The sequence below is a fragment of the Pseudomonas abietaniphila genome, assembly GCF_039697315.1.
Taxonomy (GTDB): domain Bacteria; phylum Pseudomonadota; class Gammaproteobacteria; order Pseudomonadales; family Pseudomonadaceae; genus Aquipseudomonas; species Aquipseudomonas abietaniphila_B.
The window spans coordinates 3,473,315-3,491,411 of record NZ_CP155619.1; the positions used below are offsets into that span (position 1 = coordinate 3,473,315).

15 protein-coding genes are annotated in these 18,097 nt (G+C 59.0%); 11 read left to right on the forward strand and 4 right to left on the reverse strand.

The features are described 5' to 3' along the window. Positions 1–5: 5 nt before the first annotated feature. From ABDX87_RS15540 to ABDX87_RS15570, 7 genes are all read left to right on the forward strand, one after another. Positions 6–1,364 carry a glutamine synthetase family protein gene (locus ABDX87_RS15540; RefSeq protein WP_346828681.1) on the forward strand — a complete coding sequence of 453 codons (1,359 nt, stop codon included), beginning with the start codon at positions 6–8 and terminating at the stop codon, positions 1,362–1,364. A gap of 73 nt (positions 1,365–1,437) precedes the next feature. Continuing rightward, complete coding sequence (locus ABDX87_RS15545) at positions 1,438–2,802, forward strand: aspartate aminotransferase family protein (RefSeq protein ID WP_346828682.1); 1,365 nt, start codon at positions 1,438–1,440, stop codon at positions 2,800–2,802. Between the two features lie 240 nt (positions 2,803–3,042). After that, on the forward strand, positions 3,043–4,140 hold the full coding sequence (locus ABDX87_RS15550; RefSeq protein WP_074758082.1) for a polyamine ABC transporter substrate-binding protein: 1,098 nt from the start codon (positions 3,043–3,045) through the stop codon (positions 4,138–4,140). A gap of 277 nt (positions 4,141–4,417) precedes the next feature. Then, a complete protein-coding gene (locus ABDX87_RS15555) occupies positions 4,418–5,512 on the forward strand; it encodes a polyamine ABC transporter substrate-binding protein (RefSeq protein WP_346828683.1) in 1,095 nt (364 codons plus the stop codon). Positions 5,513–5,567: 55 nt separating this feature from the next. Next, positions 5,568–6,710: a polyamine ABC transporter ATP-binding protein gene (gene potA / locus ABDX87_RS15560; protein ID WP_346828684.1), complete on the forward strand. Its 1,143-nt coding sequence runs from the start codon at positions 5,568–5,570 to the stop codon at positions 6,708–6,710. Continuing rightward, on the forward strand, positions 6,707–7,627 hold the full coding sequence (locus ABDX87_RS15565; RefSeq protein ID WP_346828685.1) for an ABC transporter permease subunit: 921 nt from the start codon (positions 6,707–6,709) through the stop codon (positions 7,625–7,627). The genes potA and ABDX87_RS15565 overlap by 4 nt, the downstream gene beginning before the upstream one ends. After that, positions 7,624–8,514 carry an ABC transporter permease subunit gene (locus tag ABDX87_RS15570; RefSeq protein WP_346828686.1) on the forward strand — a complete coding sequence of 297 codons (891 nt, stop codon included), beginning with the start codon at positions 7,624–7,626 and terminating at the stop codon, positions 8,512–8,514. The genes ABDX87_RS15565 and ABDX87_RS15570 overlap by 4 nt, the downstream gene beginning before the upstream one ends. A gap of 299 nt (positions 8,515–8,813) precedes the next feature. Here the strand turns inward: ABDX87_RS15570 and ABDX87_RS15575 are convergent, their stop codons facing one another. Continuing rightward, positions 8,814–11,213, reverse strand: coding sequence for a penicillin acylase family protein (locus tag ABDX87_RS15575; RefSeq protein ID WP_346828687.1), 2,400 nt, complete (start codon positions 11,211–11,213; stop codon positions 8,814–8,816). 232 nt (positions 11,214–11,445) lie between these two features. On the opposite strand from ABDX87_RS15575, the gene ABDX87_RS15580 reads away from it, so the two are divergent. Then, positions 11,446–12,360, forward strand: coding sequence for a ParB/Srx family N-terminal domain-containing protein (locus ABDX87_RS15580; protein ID WP_346828688.1), 915 nt, complete (start codon positions 11,446–11,448; stop codon positions 12,358–12,360). A gap of 28 nt (positions 12,361–12,388) precedes the next feature. Here the strand turns inward: ABDX87_RS15580 and ABDX87_RS15585 are convergent, their stop codons facing one another. Continuing rightward, a complete protein-coding gene (locus ABDX87_RS15585) occupies positions 12,389–12,976 on the reverse strand; it encodes a DUF6436 domain-containing protein (RefSeq protein WP_346828689.1) in 588 nt (195 codons plus the stop codon). A 105-nt stretch (positions 12,977–13,081) separates the two neighbouring features. Between ABDX87_RS15585 and ABDX87_RS15590 the strand changes: the two genes are divergently transcribed. Further along, on the forward strand, positions 13,082–14,023 hold the full coding sequence (locus ABDX87_RS15590) for an alpha/beta hydrolase (RefSeq protein ID WP_346828690.1): 942 nt from the start codon (positions 13,082–13,084) through the stop codon (positions 14,021–14,023). 133 nt (positions 14,024–14,156) lie between these two features. On the opposite strand, the gene ABDX87_RS15595 is transcribed toward ABDX87_RS15590, so the two are convergent. After that, entirely contained in the window at positions 14,157–14,897 is a 741-nt protein-coding gene (locus tag ABDX87_RS15595) for a DUF2059 domain-containing protein (RefSeq protein WP_346828691.1), read from the reverse strand. 195 nt (positions 14,898–15,092) lie between these two features. Here ABDX87_RS15595 and ABDX87_RS15600 point away from each other — a divergent pair, with 195 nt between their 5' ends. Further along, positions 15,093–15,731: a 2OG-Fe(II) oxygenase gene (locus ABDX87_RS15600; protein WP_346833527.1), complete on the forward strand. Its 639-nt coding sequence runs from the start codon at positions 15,093–15,095 to the stop codon at positions 15,729–15,731. A gap of 331 nt (positions 15,732–16,062) precedes the next feature. Next, complete coding sequence (locus ABDX87_RS15605; RefSeq protein ID WP_346828692.1) at positions 16,063–16,500, forward strand: DUF4399 domain-containing protein; 438 nt, start codon at positions 16,063–16,065, stop codon at positions 16,498–16,500. A 212-nt stretch (positions 16,501–16,712) separates the two neighbouring features. Here ABDX87_RS15605 and serA read toward each other — a convergent pair whose 3' ends face one another. Further along, positions 16,713–17,942 (reverse strand): phosphoglycerate dehydrogenase, encoded by a 1,230-nt coding sequence (gene serA / locus ABDX87_RS15610; RefSeq protein WP_346828693.1) that lies wholly within the window; start codon positions 17,940–17,942, stop codon positions 16,713–16,715. Positions 17,943–18,097: the final 155 nt, after the last annotated feature.

An 18,097-nucleotide genomic window follows, 5' to 3' on the forward strand; every position in this document is an offset into this window, starting at 1 on the left:
TATTTATGAGTACCAACCTCGACCAGCTCACCGATTGGTTGAAAGAACACAGGATCACCGAAGTCGAGTGCATGATCTCCGACCTCACCGGTATCACGCGCGGCAAGATCTCTCCGACCAACAAGTTCATTGCCGAGAAGGGCATGCGCTTGCCGGAAAGCGTATTGCTCCAGACCGTGACCGGCGATTACGTCGAAGACGACATTTATTATGAGTTGCTGGACCCTGCAGACATCGATATGTTCTGCCGTCCTGACCAGAACGCGGTGTATCTGGTCCCCTGGGCGATCGAGCCCACTGCGCAGGTGATCCACGACACCTACGACAAGCAGGGCAACCCCATCGAGCTGTCGCCGCGCAACGTATTGAAAAAAGTGCTCAAGCTCTATGCCGATCAAGGCTGGCAGCCCATCGTGGCGCCGGAGATGGAGTTCTACCTCACCAAGCGTAGCGACGACCCGGATTATCCATTGCAGCCGCCAGTCGGCCGTTCAGGCCGTCCGGAGACAGGTCGTCAGTCTTTCTCCATTGAAGCCGCCAACGAATTCGACCCGTTGTTCGAAGACGTCTATGACTGGTGCGAACTGCAGAACCTGGACCTCGACACGCTGATCCACGAAGACGGCACCGCGCAGATGGAAATCAACTTCCGTCACGGTGATGCGCTCTCGCTGGCCGATCAGATCCTGGTGTTCAAGCGCACCATGCGCGAAGCCGCACTCAAGCACAACGTGGCAGCGACCTTCATGGCCAAGCCCATGACCGGTGAGCCCGGCAGCGCCATGCACTTGCACCAGAGCATCATCGACATCGAGACCGGCAAGAACATCTTCTCCAACGATGACGGCACCATGAGTCAGCTTTTTCTGCATCACATAGGTGGCCTGCAGAAGCTGATCCCCGAGCTGTTGCCGCTGTTTGCGCCTAACGTCAACTCGTTCCGCCGCTTTCTGCCGGACACCTCGGCACCGGTGAACGTGGAGTGGGGCGAAGAAAACCGCACCGTCGGCCTGCGCGTACCGGATGCCGGCCCGCAGAACCGTCGTGTGGAAAACCGTCTGCCGGGCGCCGATGCCAACCCGTATCTGGCGATTGCCGCGAGCCTGCTGTGCGGTTTCATCGGCATGGTCGAAGGCCTCAATCCGAGCGCACCTGTGGTGGGCCGGGGTTATGAGCGTCGCAACCTGCGCCTGCCGTTGACCATCGAAGATGCGCTGGAGCGGATGGAAAACAGCAAGACCATCGAGAAGTACCTCGGGCAGAAATTCATCACCGGCTACGTCGCGGTCAAGCGCGCCGAGCACGAAAACTTCAAGCGTGTGATCAGCTCGTGGGAGCGGGAATTCCTGCTCTTCGCCGTCTGAAGATCCAGGCGCCACGCGGGCCTTGCGAGGCCCGTGGCGCCTGACACGCGATACCCGTCAATGGAGTGGTTTCATGAGTTCCAACAACCCGCAAACCCGCGAATGGCAAGCGCTCAGCAGCGATCATCACCTGGCGCCGTTCAGCGACTTCAAGCAGCTCAAAGAGAAAGGCCCGCGCATCATCACCAACGCCAAGGGCGTTTATCTGTGGGACAGCGAAGGCAACAAGATCCTCGACGGCATGGCCGGCCTGTGGTGCGTGGCCATCGGCTATGGCCGTGACGAGCTGGCCGATGCCGCCAGCAAGCAGATGCGCGAACTGCCTTATTACAACCTGTTCTTCCAGACCGCTCACCCGCCTGCATTGAACCTGGCCAAGGCGATTTCCGACGTCGCCCCTGAAGGCATGAATCACGTGTTTTTCACCGGTTCCGGTTCCGAAGGCAACGACACCGTACTGCGCATGGTCCGTCACTACTGGGCGGTCAAGGGCAAGCCGAACAAGAAGGTCATCATCAGCCGCATCAACGGCTACCACGGCTCCACCGTGGCGGGCGCGAGCCTGGGCGGCATGACGTACATGCATGAACAGGGCGACCTGCCGATCCCGGGCATCGTCCACATCCCGCAGCCTTACTGGTTTGGTGAAGGCGGTGACATGACCCCGGACGCGTTCGGCGTCTGGGCGGCCGAACAGCTGGAAAAGAAAATTCTCGAAGTTGGCGAAGACAACGTCGGCGCGTTCATCGCCGAGCCGATCCAGGGCGCGGGCGGTGTGATCGTTCCGCCTGACACCTACTGGCCGAAGATCAAAGAGATCCTCGCCAAATACGACATCCTGTTCGTCGCCGATGAGGTGATTTGTGGCTTTGGTCGCACCGGTGAGTGGTTCGGTAGCGATTTCTACGACCTCAAGCCTGACCTGATGACGATCGCAAAGGGCCTGACCTCGGGCTACATCCCCATGGGCGGCGTGATTGTGCGCGATGAAGTGGTGAGGGTGCTGAACGAAGGCGGCGATTTCAACCACGGCTTTACCTATTCGGGTCATCCGGTGGCGGCAGCGGTCGGTCTGGAAAACATCCGCATCCTGCGGGATGAAAAGATTGTCGAGCGTGTGAAATCGGAAACGGCACCATACTTGCAAAAGCGTTTGCGTGAGTTGAGCGATCATCCGTTGGTGGGTGAGGTTCGTGGCGTCGGCTTGCTGGGCGCCATCGAGCTTGTGAAAGACAAAGCCACTCGCGAGCGTTATGTCGGTCGAGGCGTGGGCATGATTTGCCGAACGTTCTGCTTCAATAACGGACTGATCATGCGAGCGGTGGGTGACACGATGATCATTTCGCCGCCGTTGGTGATCAGCTTCGCCGAGATCGATGAGTTGGTGGAAAAAGCACGCAAATGCCTGGACCTGACCCTTGAGGCACTTCAAAGCTGAGGGCGGATGTGGGAGTGAGCTTGCTCATGAAAGCGGAGTGTCAGTCACTGTATCCGGCACAGGCAGACCGCAGTCGTGAGCAAGCTCACTCCCACAGAATGGTGAGGTTGTTGGTGTGCAGATGAAATCTTTGAAAGTTATGCAATAAGGCAGGCCGGTCTGCTTGTAAGCCCGCTCAGGAAATTGCCAGACTAACGGTTGTTTTAGTCGCCGCTAACATAAAACATTGGAGCTGTACGAATGAAGAAATTTGGCAAAACCCTCCTCGCGTTGTCCTTGATGGGCGTGGTGTCCGCTGCGGCACACGCCGATGACAAAGTTCTGCATGTCTACAACTGGTCCGATTACATCGCGCCGAACACCATTGCCGATTTCGAAAAGGAATCGGGCATCAAAGTGGTGTATGACGTCTTCGACAGCAACGAGACCCTGGAAGCCAAATTGCTGGCCGGCAAGTCCGGTTACGACATCGTCGTTCCATCGAACAACTTCCTGGCCAAACAAATCAAGGCCGGTGTGTATCAGGAGCTGGACAAGTCCAAGCTGTCCAACTACAAAAACCTGAACGAGAAGCTGCTCAAGGCCGTCTCGGTCAGCGACCCGGACAACAAGCACGCCTTCCCGTACATGTGGGGTTCGATCGGTATCGGCTTCAACCCGGACAAGGTCAAGGCTGCACTGGGCGCCGATGCGCCGGTCAATTCCTGGGACCTGCTGTTCAAGCCTGAAAACATCGCCAAGCTGAAAGGCTGCGGTGTGAGCTTCCTGGATTCGCCGACCGAAATGCTGCCTGTTGCGCTGCACTACCTGGGTCTGCCAACAGACAGCCAGAAGAAAGAAGACATCAAGAAGGCTCAGGATCTGTTCCTGAAAATTCGTCCTTCGGTCACCTACTTCCACTCGTCCAAGTACATCTCAGACCTGGCCAACGGCAACATCTGCGTCGCCGTGGGTTACTCGGGTGACATCTACCAGGCCAAGGCGCGCGCTGAAGAAGCCGGCGGCAAGGTCAAGGTCAGCTACAACATTCCGAAAGAAGGTGCTGGTAGCTTCTATGACATGGTCGCCATTCCTAAAGACGCCGAAAACGTCGAAGGCGCCTACAAGTTCATGAACTTCCTGCTGCAGCCTAAAGTCATGGCCGAAATCACCAACGCCGTTCACTTCCCGAACGGTAACGCGGCGGCGACCGAGTTCGTCGACAAGGACATCACCTCTGACCCAGGCGTTTACCCGCCAGCCGATGTTCTGGCCAAGCTGTACGCAATCGCCGACTTGCCGGCAGCTACCCAGCGTGAAATGACTCGCGCCTGGACCAACATCAAATCGGGCAAATAAGCCTGGTCAAACCGTGCCGCCTTATCAGCGGCACGTGCATAGCTGTGTAGGAGTGAGCTGGCTCGCGATTGCGGTCTGCCTGAACCGGATGCGTCATTGACACACCGCTTTCGCGAGCAAGCTCACTCCTACAGGTCCCAAGTCGGGACAGCCATAACGAAAGTTTTTTTGCGAGCAGGGTTTATCGAAGGTAAGTTGCGCGCCGGATTTGTCACAGGCAGTCGTTACTGTCGTCGGCACGGCCAACAGGCCCACCTACTAAAAAAGGACTGCAAACGTGTCTATTTCTTTATTTTCCAAAGGCTTGCTACTGGGAGCCGGCCTGACGCTCGCCGTCGGCGCTTACGCGGAGTCCACCGTCCGCATTTATAACTGGTCCGATTACATCGGCACCACGACCCTGGCGGATTTCGAATCCAGCACGGGGATCAAGACCAAATACGACGTGTTCGATTCCAACGAAACCCTGGAAGGCAAGCTGCTGGCCGGGCACACCGGCTATGACGTGGTCGTGCCGTCCAACCACTTCCTCGGCAAGCAGATCAAGGCCGGTGCGTTTCAGAAGCTCGACAAGTCGCAACTCCCCAATTACTCCAACCTCGACCCCGAGCTGATGAAGCGCCTGGAAAAGAACGATCCGGGCAATCAGTACGCCGTCCCTTATCTGTGGGGCACTAACGGCATCGGCTACAACGTCGACAAGATCAAGGAAGTGCTGGGCGTCGATACCATTGATTCCTGGGCGGTGCTGTTCGAGCCGGAGAACATCAAGAAGCTGAAGAAGTGCGGTGTCGCCTTCCTCGACTCGGCGGATGAAATGATGCCGGCCGTGCTGAATTACATGGGCCTGAACCCCAACAGCACCGATGAGAAAGACTACAAGAAGGCCGAAGACAAGCTGCTGAAAGTCCGTCCGTACGTCACCTACTTCAACTCCTCGAAATACATCACGGACCTCGCCAACGGCGACATCTGTATCGCAGCCGGTTTCTCGGGTGACGTGTTCCAGGCCAAAGCGCGCGCCGAAGAGGCGGGCAAGGGCGTGAACATCGCGTATTCGATTCCGAAAGAGGGCGGCAACCTGTGGTTCGACATGCTGGCGATTCCGGCCGATGCGCCAGACGTCAAAGCGGCCCACGCCTTCATCAACTACATCCTCAAGCCTGAAGTGATCGCCAAGGTCAGTGACCAGGTGGGTTACGCCAACCCGAACCCGGCTTCGGGCGAGCTGATGGATCAGGACATTCGCAACGACGACTCGGTGTATCCCTCGAAAGAAGTGCAGGCGCGCCTGTACGTCAACTCCGAGCTACCGCCGAAAATTCAGCGTGTGATGACGCGCAGCTGGACCAAGATCAAATCCGGTAAATAAAGACCTGGCGCCCGGCCATATTGGCCGGGTGCAAGAACAGTTGGGAGTTTCACCCATGGCAGTTGCCTCCGGCGCCTACAAAAAAGCCCTTGAGGGTGGTCAGCAACCTAAACAGGTGCTGGTCAAAATCGATCGGGTCACGAAAAAGTTCGATGAGACGGTTGCTGTGGACGATGTGTCTCTGCAGATCAACAAGGGCGAAATCTTCGCCCTGCTTGGCGGTTCTGGTTCAGGGAAGTCCACGCTCCTGCGCATGCTGGCCGGTTTCGAGCGACCGACCGAGGGCCGCATCTTCCTCGACGGCGTGGACATCACCGACATGCCGCCGTACGAACGTCCGATCAACATGATGTTCCAGTCCTACGCGCTCTTTCCGCACATGACCGTGGCGCAGAACATCGCCTTCGGTCTGCAGCAGGACAAGCTGCCCAAGGCCGAGGTCGAGGCTCGTGTAGCCGAGATGCTCAAGCTGGTACAGATGACCCAGTACGCCAAGCGCAAACCGCATCAACTCTCTGGCGGTCAGCGTCAGCGTGTGGCGCTGGCACGTTCGCTGGCCAAAAAACCGAAGCTGCTGCTGCTCGACGAACCGATGGGCGCGCTGGACAAGAAGCTGCGTTCACAGATGCAACTGGAACTGGTCGAGATCATCGAGCGCGTCGGCGTGACGTGCGTGATGGTGACTCACGACCAGGAGGAGGCCATGACCATGGCCCAGCGTATCGCGATCATGCACTTGGGCTGGATCGCCCAGATCGGCAGCCCGGTCGACATTTACGAGACCCCTACCAGCCGTCTCGTCTGTGAGTTCATCGGCAACGTCAACCTGTTCGACGGTGAAGTCATCGAGGACATGGAAGGTCACGCGCTGATTCGCAGCCCTGAGCTCGAGCGCAATATCTACGTCGGCCACGGGGTCAGTACCTCGGTGGAAGACAAACACATCACTTACGCCATTCGCCCGGAAAAACTGCTGATCACCACCGAGCAGCCGGGCTACGAATACAACTGGTCGCGCGGCAAGGTTCATGACATCGCTTATCTGGGCGGTCACTCGGTGTTCTACGTGCAACTGGCCTGCGGCAAGCTGGTTCAGTCCTTCGTTGCCAACGCCGAGCGCCGTGGCGCGCGGCCGACCTGGGACGACGAAGTGTTCGTTTGGTGGGAAGACGACAGCGGCGTGGTACTGCGGTCATGAAAATTCGAAAAATCAAACGAGCGCTCAACCGAATAACGCCCAATGGCCGTCAGGCGGTCATCGGGGTTCCGTTTCTCTGGCTGTTTCTGTTCTTCGCGTTGCCGTTTCTGATCGTCATCAAGATCAGTTTTGCCGAAGCCGACGTCGCGATTCCGCCGTACACCGAGATCTTCACGTACGCCGAGCAGAAGCTCGACATCGTGCTCAACTTCGCCAACTACGCGTTATTGACCGGGGACGACCTTTACATTTCGGCGTACCTGGGCTCGTTGAAGATGGCCTTCTTCAGCACCTTGCTGTGCCTGTTGATCGGCTATCCAATGGCCTACGGCATCTCCATCGCCCGCAAGGAAATGCAGACGGTGCTGTTGCTGCTGATCATGATGCCGACCTGGACGGCCATCCTGATCCGCGTGTATGCCTGGATGGGCATCCTCAGCAACAACGGCCTGCTGAATGCGTTCCTGATGTGGCTGGGCGTGATTCAGGAGCCGTTGCAGATCCTCAACACCAACCTGGCGGTCTACATCGGCGTGGTGTACTCGTACCTGCCGTTCATGATTCTGCCGTTGTACGCCAACCTGGTGAAACACGATCAAAGCCTGCTGGAAGCCGCGTCGGACCTCGGTTCGAGCACCTTCAACAGCTTCTGGAAGATCACCGTGCCGCTGTCGAAAAACGGCATCATCGCCGGCTGCATGCTGGTGTTCATTCCGGTGGTGGGCGAGTTCGTCATCCCTGAATTGCTGGGCGGCCCCGAGACGCTAATGATCGGTAAAGTCTTGTGGCAAGAGTTCTTCAATAACCGCGACTGGCCGGTGGCGTCTTCGCTGGCGGTGGTGATGCTGTTGATCCTCATCGTGCCGATCATTCTGTTCAACCGTAGCCAGGCCAAAGAACTGGAGGGCAAAGCATGAGAGGCTTCCGATTCTCGAACCTGATGTTGGTACTGGGCCTGGTTTTCATCTACGCGCCCATGGTCATCCTGGTGATCTACTCGTTCAACGCCTCCAAGCTGGTGACGGTCTGGGGTGGCTGGTCGGTGAAGTGGTACGTCGGCTTGCTCGACAACACCCAACTCATGGCCTCCGTGGCGCGCTCGCTGGAAATCGCCTGCTACACCTCGGTCGCGGCGGTTGCCCTCGGCACCATGGCGGCGTTCGTGCTGACCCGCGTGACGCGCTTCAAAGGCCGTACGTTCTTCGGCGGTCTGGTGACCGCGCCGTTGGTCATGCCTGAGGTCATCACCGGTCTGTCGCTGTTGCTGTTGTTCGTGGCGATGGCGCAGTTGATTGGCTGGCCGCAGGAGCGTGGCATTGTCACCATCTGGATCGCCCACACGACGTTCTGTGCGGCGTATGTGGCGGTGGTGGTGTCGGCCCGTCTGCGTGAGCTCGACATGTCCATCGAGGAAGCGGCGATGGATCTGGGGGCGCGGCCATGGAAGGTGTTCTTCCTGATCACCATCCCGATGATCGCGCCGTCGCTGGCCGCGGGCGCGATGATGTCCTTCGCGCTGTCGCTGGATGACCTGGTGTTGGCGAGCTTCGTGTCGGGCCCTGGCTCGACCACCTTGCCGATGGAAGTGTTCTCGGCCGTGCGTCTGGGTGTGAAGCCTGAGATCAACGCCATTGCCAGCCTGATTCTGCTGGCGGTGTCGATCGCGACCTTCCTGGTGTGGTTCTTCAGCCGTCGTGCAGAAGAGAAGCGCAAGAAAGCGATTCAGCAAGCCATCGAAGAAGCGGCGGCGGATGGCTGGAAACAGCCGGACATCCGTCGTGCTCCGGTGGTTGAGACGGTTTGATCTGATCCAGCCGCACGACCTGATCGTTCCCACGCTCCGCGTGGGAATGCATCCGCTGACGCTCTGCGTCGTTGAAGACTAGACGCGGAGCGTCCTGGACGGCGTTACCACGCGGAGCGTGGGAACGATCAAAAAACTGATGGCGAATCTTTTAGGAGCGTGGCTTGTCCCGCGATCTGCCGGGGACCGGCAGCAAACCCTATGAATGAGTTCTGCCAGATGGCCCGTGTGTACCGGATTTGCGACGGGTTCCCCGCCGATCGTGGGACAAGCCACACTCCTACATATGATCGATGTCGTCAGTGACTCGGCACCAACCGCAACACCTCTTTGCTGTTCTCCGCCACATCCCCCTCACTGAACCGCTCCGGCACGTACTGGCTGGTGATGTAGCGCTGTGCCTGATCCGAATAGTGCTTGTCGAACAACACGCCGCTTTGCCCAACCGGGTTGATCCCCAACGCATGGGCCGGGTCGGCGAAGTCGATCAGGCGGCGGGTGGACGGGCCATAGGTCACAGGCCAAGGAGCGGTGGTGATGCTGGCGGACAGGTTATTTGGCACTTCATGGGTGCCGGGCGCGGCAAATGGGCCGACGTTGAACAGCATGTCCAGCGGCGGCTGGCGGCCCAGTGGATGTTCGTGCGTCAGCGTGTGCGCCTTGCCCCAAGTCCACTCGTCTGCGTTCAGCCCATAGAGCGACTTCAAATGGGACACCGCGGCATGCCACGCAACTTTCACGGTGTTGTCGCGGCTTTCCGGGGCGGGCGAGTTGCGATTGTTCCACCAGGGTGACTTGGCATCGGCGGCCAGTTTTGGCAGCGCCATGTCGATCACGCGTGTCGAGAGCAGGGTCGCGAACAACCCGTCGCCCAGCTCATCCCGAAAGGTCTGGTCGCTGAGGTTGTAGAGGAACTGGTTGAACAGCGTCGCGCCCACGGAATCGACCGAGTAATCGCCTTTCCAGACGGCCAGACGTTCGATCAGATCGTGTTCTTCCGGATCGCTGATCACCCGACGCAGTACCGGCATCAATGGCTTGAGAATTTGCGCGGCATAGTCGGTTCGGGTGCCCAATTGCAGCGCCTGGCTGTTTTCCAGGTTCCACTTCACCGACGGGTCGCTCAGCTGCTTGTTCAACTGGCGACCGCGTTCGGCGAGGTTGTAGTAGCCCGGAATTTCCATCCCCGTTGGCGAAACGGGCTGGAAGTTGGCCGACACGATATAACCCCGCGCCGGGTTTTCTTCCTGAGGGTTGGCGCTGAACGGATAGAAACCTTCCTTGTCGGCCTGATCGGTGCTGCCGTCGAGAAGGAAGGTCGGGTTAACGCCTGCCGGCCGCTTGGGCAACTGCGCGGCCGCCCACCAGCCGATATCGCCTTTGGCGTTGGCGTAGACCACGTTCAAGCCCGGTGACTGGATCTTCTCGGCGGCGCTGCGCATCTTGTCCAGCGTGTCGGCACGGTTGGCCTCGTAGAAGCCTTGGAGGATCGGGTTCTCGGATTCAAGGAACGACCACCACATGGCGACCGGCGTGTCGGCGTGCTCCTGAATACCGCTGGCGTTCAGCACGTCATTGACGATCGGGCCGTGGGGCGACTGGCGCAGCATGAAGGTGATCGGCGATTCGCCTTTGACCTTGATCAGTTCGGGCCGCGAGGTCATGTCTGCCCAGGCGCCGTGGTACCAGACCTGATTGGGGTTCTCGGGGTTGACCTTCTCGGCAATCAGGTCGACGTCGTCGTTCTGGAACATGGTCAGGCTCCAGCCGAAATCCATGTTGTGGCCGAGGAGGGCGAACGGATTGAGCGCCTGAAAGTGGCCGTACAACTCGAAGTCGGGAGCAGAGAGTTGCGCTTCGTACCACACCGCGGGCACCGAGAAGCGAATGTGCGGATCGCCCGCCAGCAACGGCTTGCCGCTCTGCGTGCGACTGCCTGACACTGCCCAGGCATTGCTGCCTTCGAATTGCGGCAGGCCTGCATCCTCCAGCGCTTGCTGGCTGAGCAAGGCCAGATCGCTCAGGCGTTTCCAGTCCTTGTTGCTCAGTGCAGGCCCTTGGCCCAGCGCGCCATGGGGCTGCCAGTCGAGATCGAAGACCTTCAGGTAATCCGCCCCGAGCTGATCGCGTACATACGTCAGCAGCGGTTCGGTACGAAACGCCGCCGCAAAGCTGTAAGCCAGATAGCCGCCGATGCTCAGGGTGTCTTCTGCGGTGAAGGGGCGCTTGTCGATGCCCAGGACGTCGAACTCGACGGGCCTGGGGTGAGTCGCCTGAAACTGGTTCACGCCATCGAGATAGGCTTGCAGGGCCTTCCAGGCAGGCGTGTTCTTGTCCTGCCGGGCCACGTACTTGTCGGCATGCTCGCGAATACGCAGACTGCGGAACAGCTTGTCAGTGTTCACTAGCTTCGGCCCGAGGATTTCGGCCAGTTCGCCACGGGCGAGCCTGCGCAGGATTTCCATCTGGAACAGGCGATCCTGCGCGTGCACATAACCCAGCGCGCGGTACAGGTCGTCCTGATTTTCGGCCTTGATGTGCGGTACGCCACGCTCGTCGTAACGCACACTGACCGGCGCCTTGAGACTGTTCAACGCCAACTCGCCGGTGCGCACCGGCTGTTTGCTGTGGATATACCAGGCACCGCCGCCAGCGATCAGGACGATCAGCAAAGCGATGACGGAAAGGCTGCGTTTCATCCAGAAGGCTCAAAGGTGATTGAGAAGGTTTCGCAGGCTACAGAATCGGCGCGACGCTGGGTAGGCGGCGATGACACCCGATTGTGCAGGAGCGCCCGCGCTGAACGATAACGCGGGTTCCCTGATAAGCCGTGACGCCCCATTCGCGGGCAAGCGCGCTCCTACAGGTTGGCGACTCGTATCAGATCGTATTGCGTTAAGCTCCTGCCTACGCCACCAAAGGGCTTTATCCATGCGAATTCAATCTTGCGCCCTGACGCTTTTGTTGGCGCTGCTTTCTGCTCACGCAATTGCTTTCACTGGCCCCAAGCCGGGCGATGTCATCGAAGTCACCCTTGATCAGGTTCACCCCACGCAGGCGGTGATCGGGTTCGATCAGGTGTATTACAAGCTCGAGCGCTTCGCCAAGGATCGCCAGAAACTGTTCGATGAGATCTGCGAAAGCAACGGTCAGGATGAAGCGAAAACCGTCGGTGAAAGTGCCGACCCACTGAAGCCTGACAGCTTCACCTGCAAGGACGAACCCAACGCCCATCCCGAAGAGATGAAAACCGTGGTGGTCGGTCCCGGTGGCCAGTTCTATCTCACGGATGGTCATCACACCTTCACCACGCTGTGGGAGCAGCCCGGCGCGGGGGCGCAGATGAAGATGAAGGTGCGCATCACAGATGTTTTCAGCGACAGCGCCGACATGGCGACATTCTGGAAACGCATGGAAAAGGCCCATAAGGTCTGGCTCAAGGACGGCAACGGCCAGTCGCTTTCACCCGATCAATTGCCCGCGCAGCTTGGCTTGAAGTCGATGCAGAACGACATCCTGCGCAGCATCGTCTATTTCGTCCGTGGCGCCGCCTATGACAAACCCAAGGCTGGCGATGTGTCCCCGGAATTTCTGGAGTTTTATTGGGCTGACTGGCTGCGTGATCGGCTCAAGCTGGCCGACTTCAACCTCAGCGAGCGCAGCGGTTATCACCAGGCGTTGCAGGCAGCGAGTGATCTGATGGTCAAGCCGCCGTTGAGCAAGACCATCGGTGGCGGTCTGACGGCGAAACAGCTGGGTGGTTTCAAATCGGTGAAGCGCAAGGCGTTGACCAAGACCGCGAGTGAGAAACTGCCGTACGTGATCGACTACAAAGACACGCATTGATCCCGATGGCGGGAGGCACCTCGCTGTGTCAGTCAGCGGGCTGCCAAGGGCAATAGCAGCCGACCGCCATTGTGTGCGTGGCGCTGACCGTGCGATCGGCTTTGAGCGCCAAGAGAATCGGCTCGATAAAGCTGTTTTGTGAGTTGCAGACCAGCCCTTCGCTGTAAGGCCCGAAATACGCAAGTTTGCCCTGGCGGTCCCAGATCGCGACCGCAGGGCTTGAGGTGACCCGCTCGGCACCCGGCAGGCTGGCAAGGGGTTTGATGGCGCTCAAGGTAGACGGCAGTTGTCCATGAGTCCCTGGTTTCTGGACCGCATAGAAGTCCACGCCGTTGGCGCCCGCGAAATGCTCCACGAGCTGGCTCAAATGCTCCTGATTGCCGACGTTGCAGGGGCACGCCGGGTCCCAGAAATGCACAACCCGGATACGTCCCGGTCCGGCCAGCGCTGGCGGCAGGCTCAGAACATCGCCGGCAAACAACGCCGTCTGATCACTGAACGCACGGATGTATCGGCCCTCAAACCATTCATAGCCCGTCCATAACGCCGCCGCGCAGATGACAGTGGTCAGTGCAATGAATGCAGTGCGACGTCGAGTGTGTGGGTGGACGTTCATGGGCGGGCTTCGATTTGGGTGACGTAGCTTGCCACGCCTGAGTGGACAGAAGAAACTCACGGGCAGTGGTCACTTTTTATTTCCTGTTTGGCTGATGGATTACCGATGTCCAACTCGTTCGACCCCGATCACCTGAGGGCCAGCCTGCAACCGTTGAGTGCCCGGCAGACGATTTCCGATGAAGGACAGGCTTACCAGCGTTTCTACAACCTGGTCGGGCTCGGTCGTGACGGTCAGGTGAACAGCCGTCTCGGTCGTTTCGAGGTCGGCGGCTACGAGATCGTCACCCAACTCTGGATGCCTGAGAACCCTGTGGCGACGCTGGTGTTGGTGCATGGCTTCTACGATCACATGGGGTTGTACCGCCACGTCATCGAATGGGCGCTCGATCTTGGCTTTGCGGTGGTGTCCTGTGATCTGCCAGGGCACGGACTGTCCAGCGGGAGCCGGGCAAGCATTACCGATTTTGCCGAATATCAGCTGGTGCTCGACCGGTTGTTCGTCGAGGCCGAGATTCTCCAGCTGCCCAAACCCTGGCACTTGTGCGGACAGAGCACGGGCGGTGCTATCGTCATTGACCACTTGCTTAATCACGGCGACGAAAGCCCTGCGCAGGGGCAGTCGATCCTGCTCGCGCCGTTGGTACGGCCAAGGGGCTGGACCTGGTCGAAAGTCAGTTATTATCTGTTGCGGGCGTTCGTTAAAGGCATCGACCGGCGCTTCAGCGAGAACTCCAATGCGCCTGCGTTCCTGCCGTTTCTGATGGCCGACCCGTTGCAGCCCAGGCGCTTGCCGACGGCATGGGTCGGGGCGCTGGCCAGATGGATCGAGCGCATAGAAAACGCGCCTCGCAGCCGCCGCAGCCCGTTGATCGTGCAAGGCGAGTCCGACATGACCGTGGACTGGAGTCACAATCTTGCGGTGCTCAACGACAAATTCGATCACCCGCAGATTTTCATGCTGCACGAGGCGCGGCATCACCTGGCCAATGAGTTGCCGGAATTACGTGAGCGGTTCTTTGAGTTTTTGACGCGAAGGATGATGTGAGGCTTCATCGCGCGCTACCTGTAGGAGTGAGCTTGCTCGCGATCGCGCAGAGTCAGTCGCCGCAGATGTACCTGACATACCGCCTTCGCGAGCAAGCTCGCTCCTACAGGGTTTGTGGTGCGTTAAAACGTGATTAATTCACGTTCTGCCCGACCGCCAACCCTGCGCGAATCGCGGCCAGGGCGGCTTGATAGTAGGCCTTGCCTTCGCTGGATTCGGCAAACGTCGAGAACTCGTCCAGCTCCGAGTCTGACAAGTCGCGGTAGACATATAGCAGCGTGTTGCTCATGTCGTTGCTGATCTGCGCCATCAGGCGTTGGCGCTGGCCGTCGAGCATGGCTTGCGTTGTTCCTCCACCCATCAGCCCCGGAATCATCGAACTCAGGCTGTCGGCGGCCACGCCAGCGATGGCCAGACTCACTTCTGCGCCCGCCTCTTTGGCAGGTAGCGCGTTGACCAGATGACCAATGATCAGCAGACGGTTGTCAGTGGCCTGCATTTTCGGCAGGCCCTGGGCGTTCTTGGCCAGTTGATCGGGGCGCGTGGCGGTGAGTTCAGCATTGACGATCTTGCGGCCCAGCGGTGACTGGAAGAATTGCAGCGCAGGGTTGGGATCTTGAAGCGTCTGACGCAGTTTCTGTTCGGCACGCTGGTCCATGGCCTGCGGCGCGAAGCGTTGGTTGCTGTTATTCACCAATGCGTCGAACACGGCAGGCGGCAGGCTGTTCTTGTAGCGCTGTTGTGCAGCTTTGAGGGCGTCGTTGAAATGCGCGCGTTGTTCTGGCCAGCCGGCGACCTTGTACAGCTGGTCGTGGCCGTCTGCCCAGGCGGGCATGGTGCAGAACATCAACATCAGGAAAAACAGACGGCGCATTAGAGACTCCTGTCGGCAGGCCGCTATTCTCGGCGGGGCGGCGGGGATTTGTCGAGTTAACAGTTGCCAGACCCCAAGAAAACCGATGTGTTCGGCCCGTTTGCGTGTAAATCGGCCAAGGGTTTTTAAACCTGAAAAAATATTCCTCGATTGGCGGACCACGAGCTCTGTTGGATTGATCGGCGTATGGATACTATGCGCGCCATGCGCATATCCCCTGATCACCCACTGCTGTTACGAATCGTCGACGACCTGGCCGAGCGCGGCTGGTCGCAGCAGAATATTTTTCTGCCGGACAGCCTCACCCGTGAGCTGGCGCTTGAGTGTCGCCAGCGGGCAGCCGAGGGTGAACTGGCGCCTGCAGCCGTCGGGCGCGGCCCTGCGCAGGAAGTGCGTGAGGGAATTCGGGGTGATCACATTCAGTGGCTGGAACCGGGACAGGCCGAGTCCTGTGACCGTTATCTGGAACTGATGGACAGCTTGCGCCAGGCGCTCAATCGCGGGCTGTTCCTGGGGCTTGAGGATTACGAGAGCCATTTCGCGCTCTACCCGCCGGGCGCTTTCTATCGCAAGCACGTCGACCGGTTCCGCGACGACGACAAGCGCATGGTGTCGGCGGTGATCTACCTCAACGACGCGTGGCTGCCGGAGCATGGCGGCCAACTGCGCATGTTCCTCAAGGACGGCACCGAGTATGACGTGCAACCCACCGGCGGATGTCTGGTGGTGTTTCTCTCCGGTGACATGCCGCACGAAGTCTTGCCTTCTACCCGGGAGCGCCTGTCGCTTACTGGCTGGTTCCGCCGACGGGGCAATGAGCCGTTTGAGCTTTGAGCGGGCATAAGGCTGCCAACTCATTCTCATGGCAGTGATCCGCTTTGCTGTGGGAGCGAATTCATTCGCGAAAAATCTGATTGACGACCGTGATGCGTCAGCTGTGTGGGCCTCTCGCGAATGAATTCGCTTTCACAGAGTGACAGTCGTCATTGAGTGCGGTGTCCGCAAAAATATGAAATTTTCTACATAAATCCGGTTGGCTGCACATATCGGTCTCAAGCCAGACTAAGGTAAACGCCATGCTAGAGCGTTTAACAGAGGCGCGTGGACCGGCCCTTTAAGCTCGCGGTCCGAAGCAGCGTTCATAAAATCAAGAACCGGAGAGATCATGAAGACCCTATTCGCAAGAACTGCCCTGACTGGCCTGCTCCTTGGCTCGACCTTTCTGGTCCAGGCCGCCGATGTGCCTCGCACCCCATCGCCCGCTGGCGCGGAGGTTTACATCATCTCGCCCAAGGACGGCGCTGTCGTCAACGGCGCGTTCAAAGTCCAGTTCGGCCTCAAGGGGATGGGCGTTGCCCCCGCGGGTGTTGACGTACCGGATACGGGGCACCATCACCTGTTGATCGACGTGAAGGATCAGCCGGACATGAACGCGCCCTTGCCGACGACCGACAATATTCGTCACTTCGGCAAAGGCCAGACTGAAACCGAACTGAACCTCACCCCAGGCCAGCACACCTTGCAGCTGCTGGTGGGCGACAAGAGCCACGTGCCGTTGAACCCGGTGGTCGAGTCGCAGAAGATCACGATTACGGTGAAGTGACGCATTGGTCCACGTGGGTGACGCCGTCTCTGTGGGAGCGAATTTATTCGCGATGCTAAGTTTCAGGCAATAAACCTGTATCGGATGCACTGGCTTGATCGCGAATGAATTCGCTCCCACAGAAGGTGTGCCAGTCAGGTGTATCGCATTACTGGCAAGCACAAAAAAAGGAGACCCGAAGGTCTCCTTTTTCATGGCCCTGAAAAAGCGGCTTAGAACAGAACGCGGCTGCGGATGGTGCCTTTGATGTGCTGCAGCTTCTCTTGCGCCAGGTCCGAGTATTCGGCGTCGACGTCGATGACCACGTAACCGACTTTCTCGTTGGTCTGCAGGAACTGACCGGAGATGTTGATGCCGTTTTCCGCGAACACTTTGTTGATCTCGCTGAGCACGCCCGGAATGTTTTCGTGGATGTGCAGCAGGCGGTGCTTGCCCGGGTGAGCCGGCAGGGCCACTTCAGGGAAGTTGACCGAGGACACCGACGTACCGTTGTCGCTGTACTTGACCAGCTTCTCGGCCACTTCCAGACCGATGTTGGCCTGTGCTTCGGCGGTGGAACCACCGATGTGCGGGGTCAGGATCACGTTATCCAGGCCACGCAGCGGGCTTTCGAAGATGTCATCGTTGGAGCGAGGCTCGACCGGGAACACGTCGATGGCCGCGCCGATCAGGTGCTGGTCCTTGATCGCGCTGGCCAGGGCGTCGAGATCCACCACGGTGCCGCGCGCGGCGTTGATCAGGATCGCGCCTTTCTTCATGGCGCGGATTTCTTTCTCGCCAATCATCATTTGCGTGGACGGCAGCTCAGGCACGTGCAGCGAAACGATGTCGGCCAGCCCCAGCAATTCGGTCAGGCTGGCGACCTGGGTTGCGTTGCCCAGCGGCAGCTTGGTCAGCGGGTCGAAGAAGAACACCTGCATGCCCAGGCTTTCTGCCAGAACCGACAGTTGAGTACCGATCGAGCCGTAGCCGATGATGCCCAGTTTCTTGCCACGGATTTCGAACGAGTTGGCAGCGCTTTTGATCCAGCCACCACGGTGGCAGGAAGCGTTCTTTTCCGGGATGCCGCGCAGCAGCAGAATCGCCTCGGCCAGAACCAGTTCCGCCACCGAACGGGTGTTGGAGTACGGGGCGTTGAAGACGGCGATACCACGCTCGCGAGCGGCGTTCAGGTCAACCTGGTTGGTACCGATGCAGAAGCAGCCCACTGCGACCAGTTTCTTGGCGCAGTCGAACATTTCTTCGGTCAGTTGGGTGCGAGAGCGGATACCGATGAAATGAGCGTCGGCAATCTTTTCCTTCAGTTCGGCTTCCGGCAGAGACTTGGTGTGGTACTCGATGCTGGTGTAACCGGCGGCCTTGAGGACGTCGACTGCGGATTGGTGGACGCCTTCGAGAAGAAGGAACTTGATCTTGCTCTTGTCGAGGGAAGTCTTGCTCATCTGCGTAAACCTGTGTCCCGGAAAAAAATGGCAGGGAATGGACAGCTCGAGCTGGCCTCACGGCGCAACGGCGCCATCGCAGGTCGGCCTCAGGCACGTCTCTGCGGGGGCGGTATGCTAGCATATGTGCCCCGCTAAATACCCGCTCCTGCGAC

Coding starts and splice junctions, on each gene's coding strand:
- ABDX87_RS15545 (WP_346828682.1), top strand. CDS start 1,438: ATGAGTTCCAACAACCCGCAAACCCGCGAATGGCAAGCGCTCAGCAGC.
- ABDX87_RS15540 (WP_346828681.1), top strand. CDS start 6: ATGAGTACCAACCTCGACCAGCTCACCGATTGGTTGAAAGAACACAGG.
- potA (WP_346828684.1), top strand. CDS start 5,568: ATGGCAGTTGCCTCCGGCGCCTACAAAAAAGCCCTTGAGGGTGGTCAG.
- ABDX87_RS15605 (WP_346828692.1), top strand. CDS start 16,063: ATGAAGACCCTATTCGCAAGAACTGCCCTGACTGGCCTGCTCCTTGGC.
- ABDX87_RS15550 (WP_074758082.1), top strand. CDS start 3,043: ATGAAGAAATTTGGCAAAACCCTCCTCGCGTTGTCCTTGATGGGCGTG.
- ABDX87_RS15570 (WP_346828686.1), top strand. CDS start 7,624: ATGAGAGGCTTCCGATTCTCGAACCTGATGTTGGTACTGGGCCTGGTT.
- serA (WP_346828693.1), bottom strand. CDS start 17,942: ATGAGCAAGACTTCCCTCGACAAGAGCAAGATCAAGTTCCTTCTTCTC.
- ABDX87_RS15590 (WP_346828690.1), top strand. CDS start 13,082: ATGTCCAACTCGTTCGACCCCGATCACCTGAGGGCCAGCCTGCAACCG.
- ABDX87_RS15595 (WP_346828691.1), bottom strand. CDS start 14,897: ATGCGCCGTCTGTTTTTCCTGATGTTGATGTTCTGCACCATGCCCGCC.
- ABDX87_RS15565 (WP_346828685.1), top strand. CDS start 6,707: ATGAAAATTCGAAAAATCAAACGAGCGCTCAACCGAATAACGCCCAAT.
- ABDX87_RS15575 (WP_346828687.1), bottom strand. CDS start 11,213: ATGAAACGCAGCCTTTCCGTCATCGCTTTGCTGATCGTCCTGATCGCT.
- ABDX87_RS15600 (WP_346833527.1), top strand. CDS start 15,093: ATGCGCGCCATGCGCATATCCCCTGATCACCCACTGCTGTTACGAATC.
- ABDX87_RS15580 (WP_346828688.1), top strand. CDS start 11,446: ATGCGAATTCAATCTTGCGCCCTGACGCTTTTGTTGGCGCTGCTTTCT.
- ABDX87_RS15585 (WP_346828689.1), bottom strand. CDS start 12,976: ATGAACGTCCACCCACACACTCGACGTCGCACTGCATTCATTGCACTG.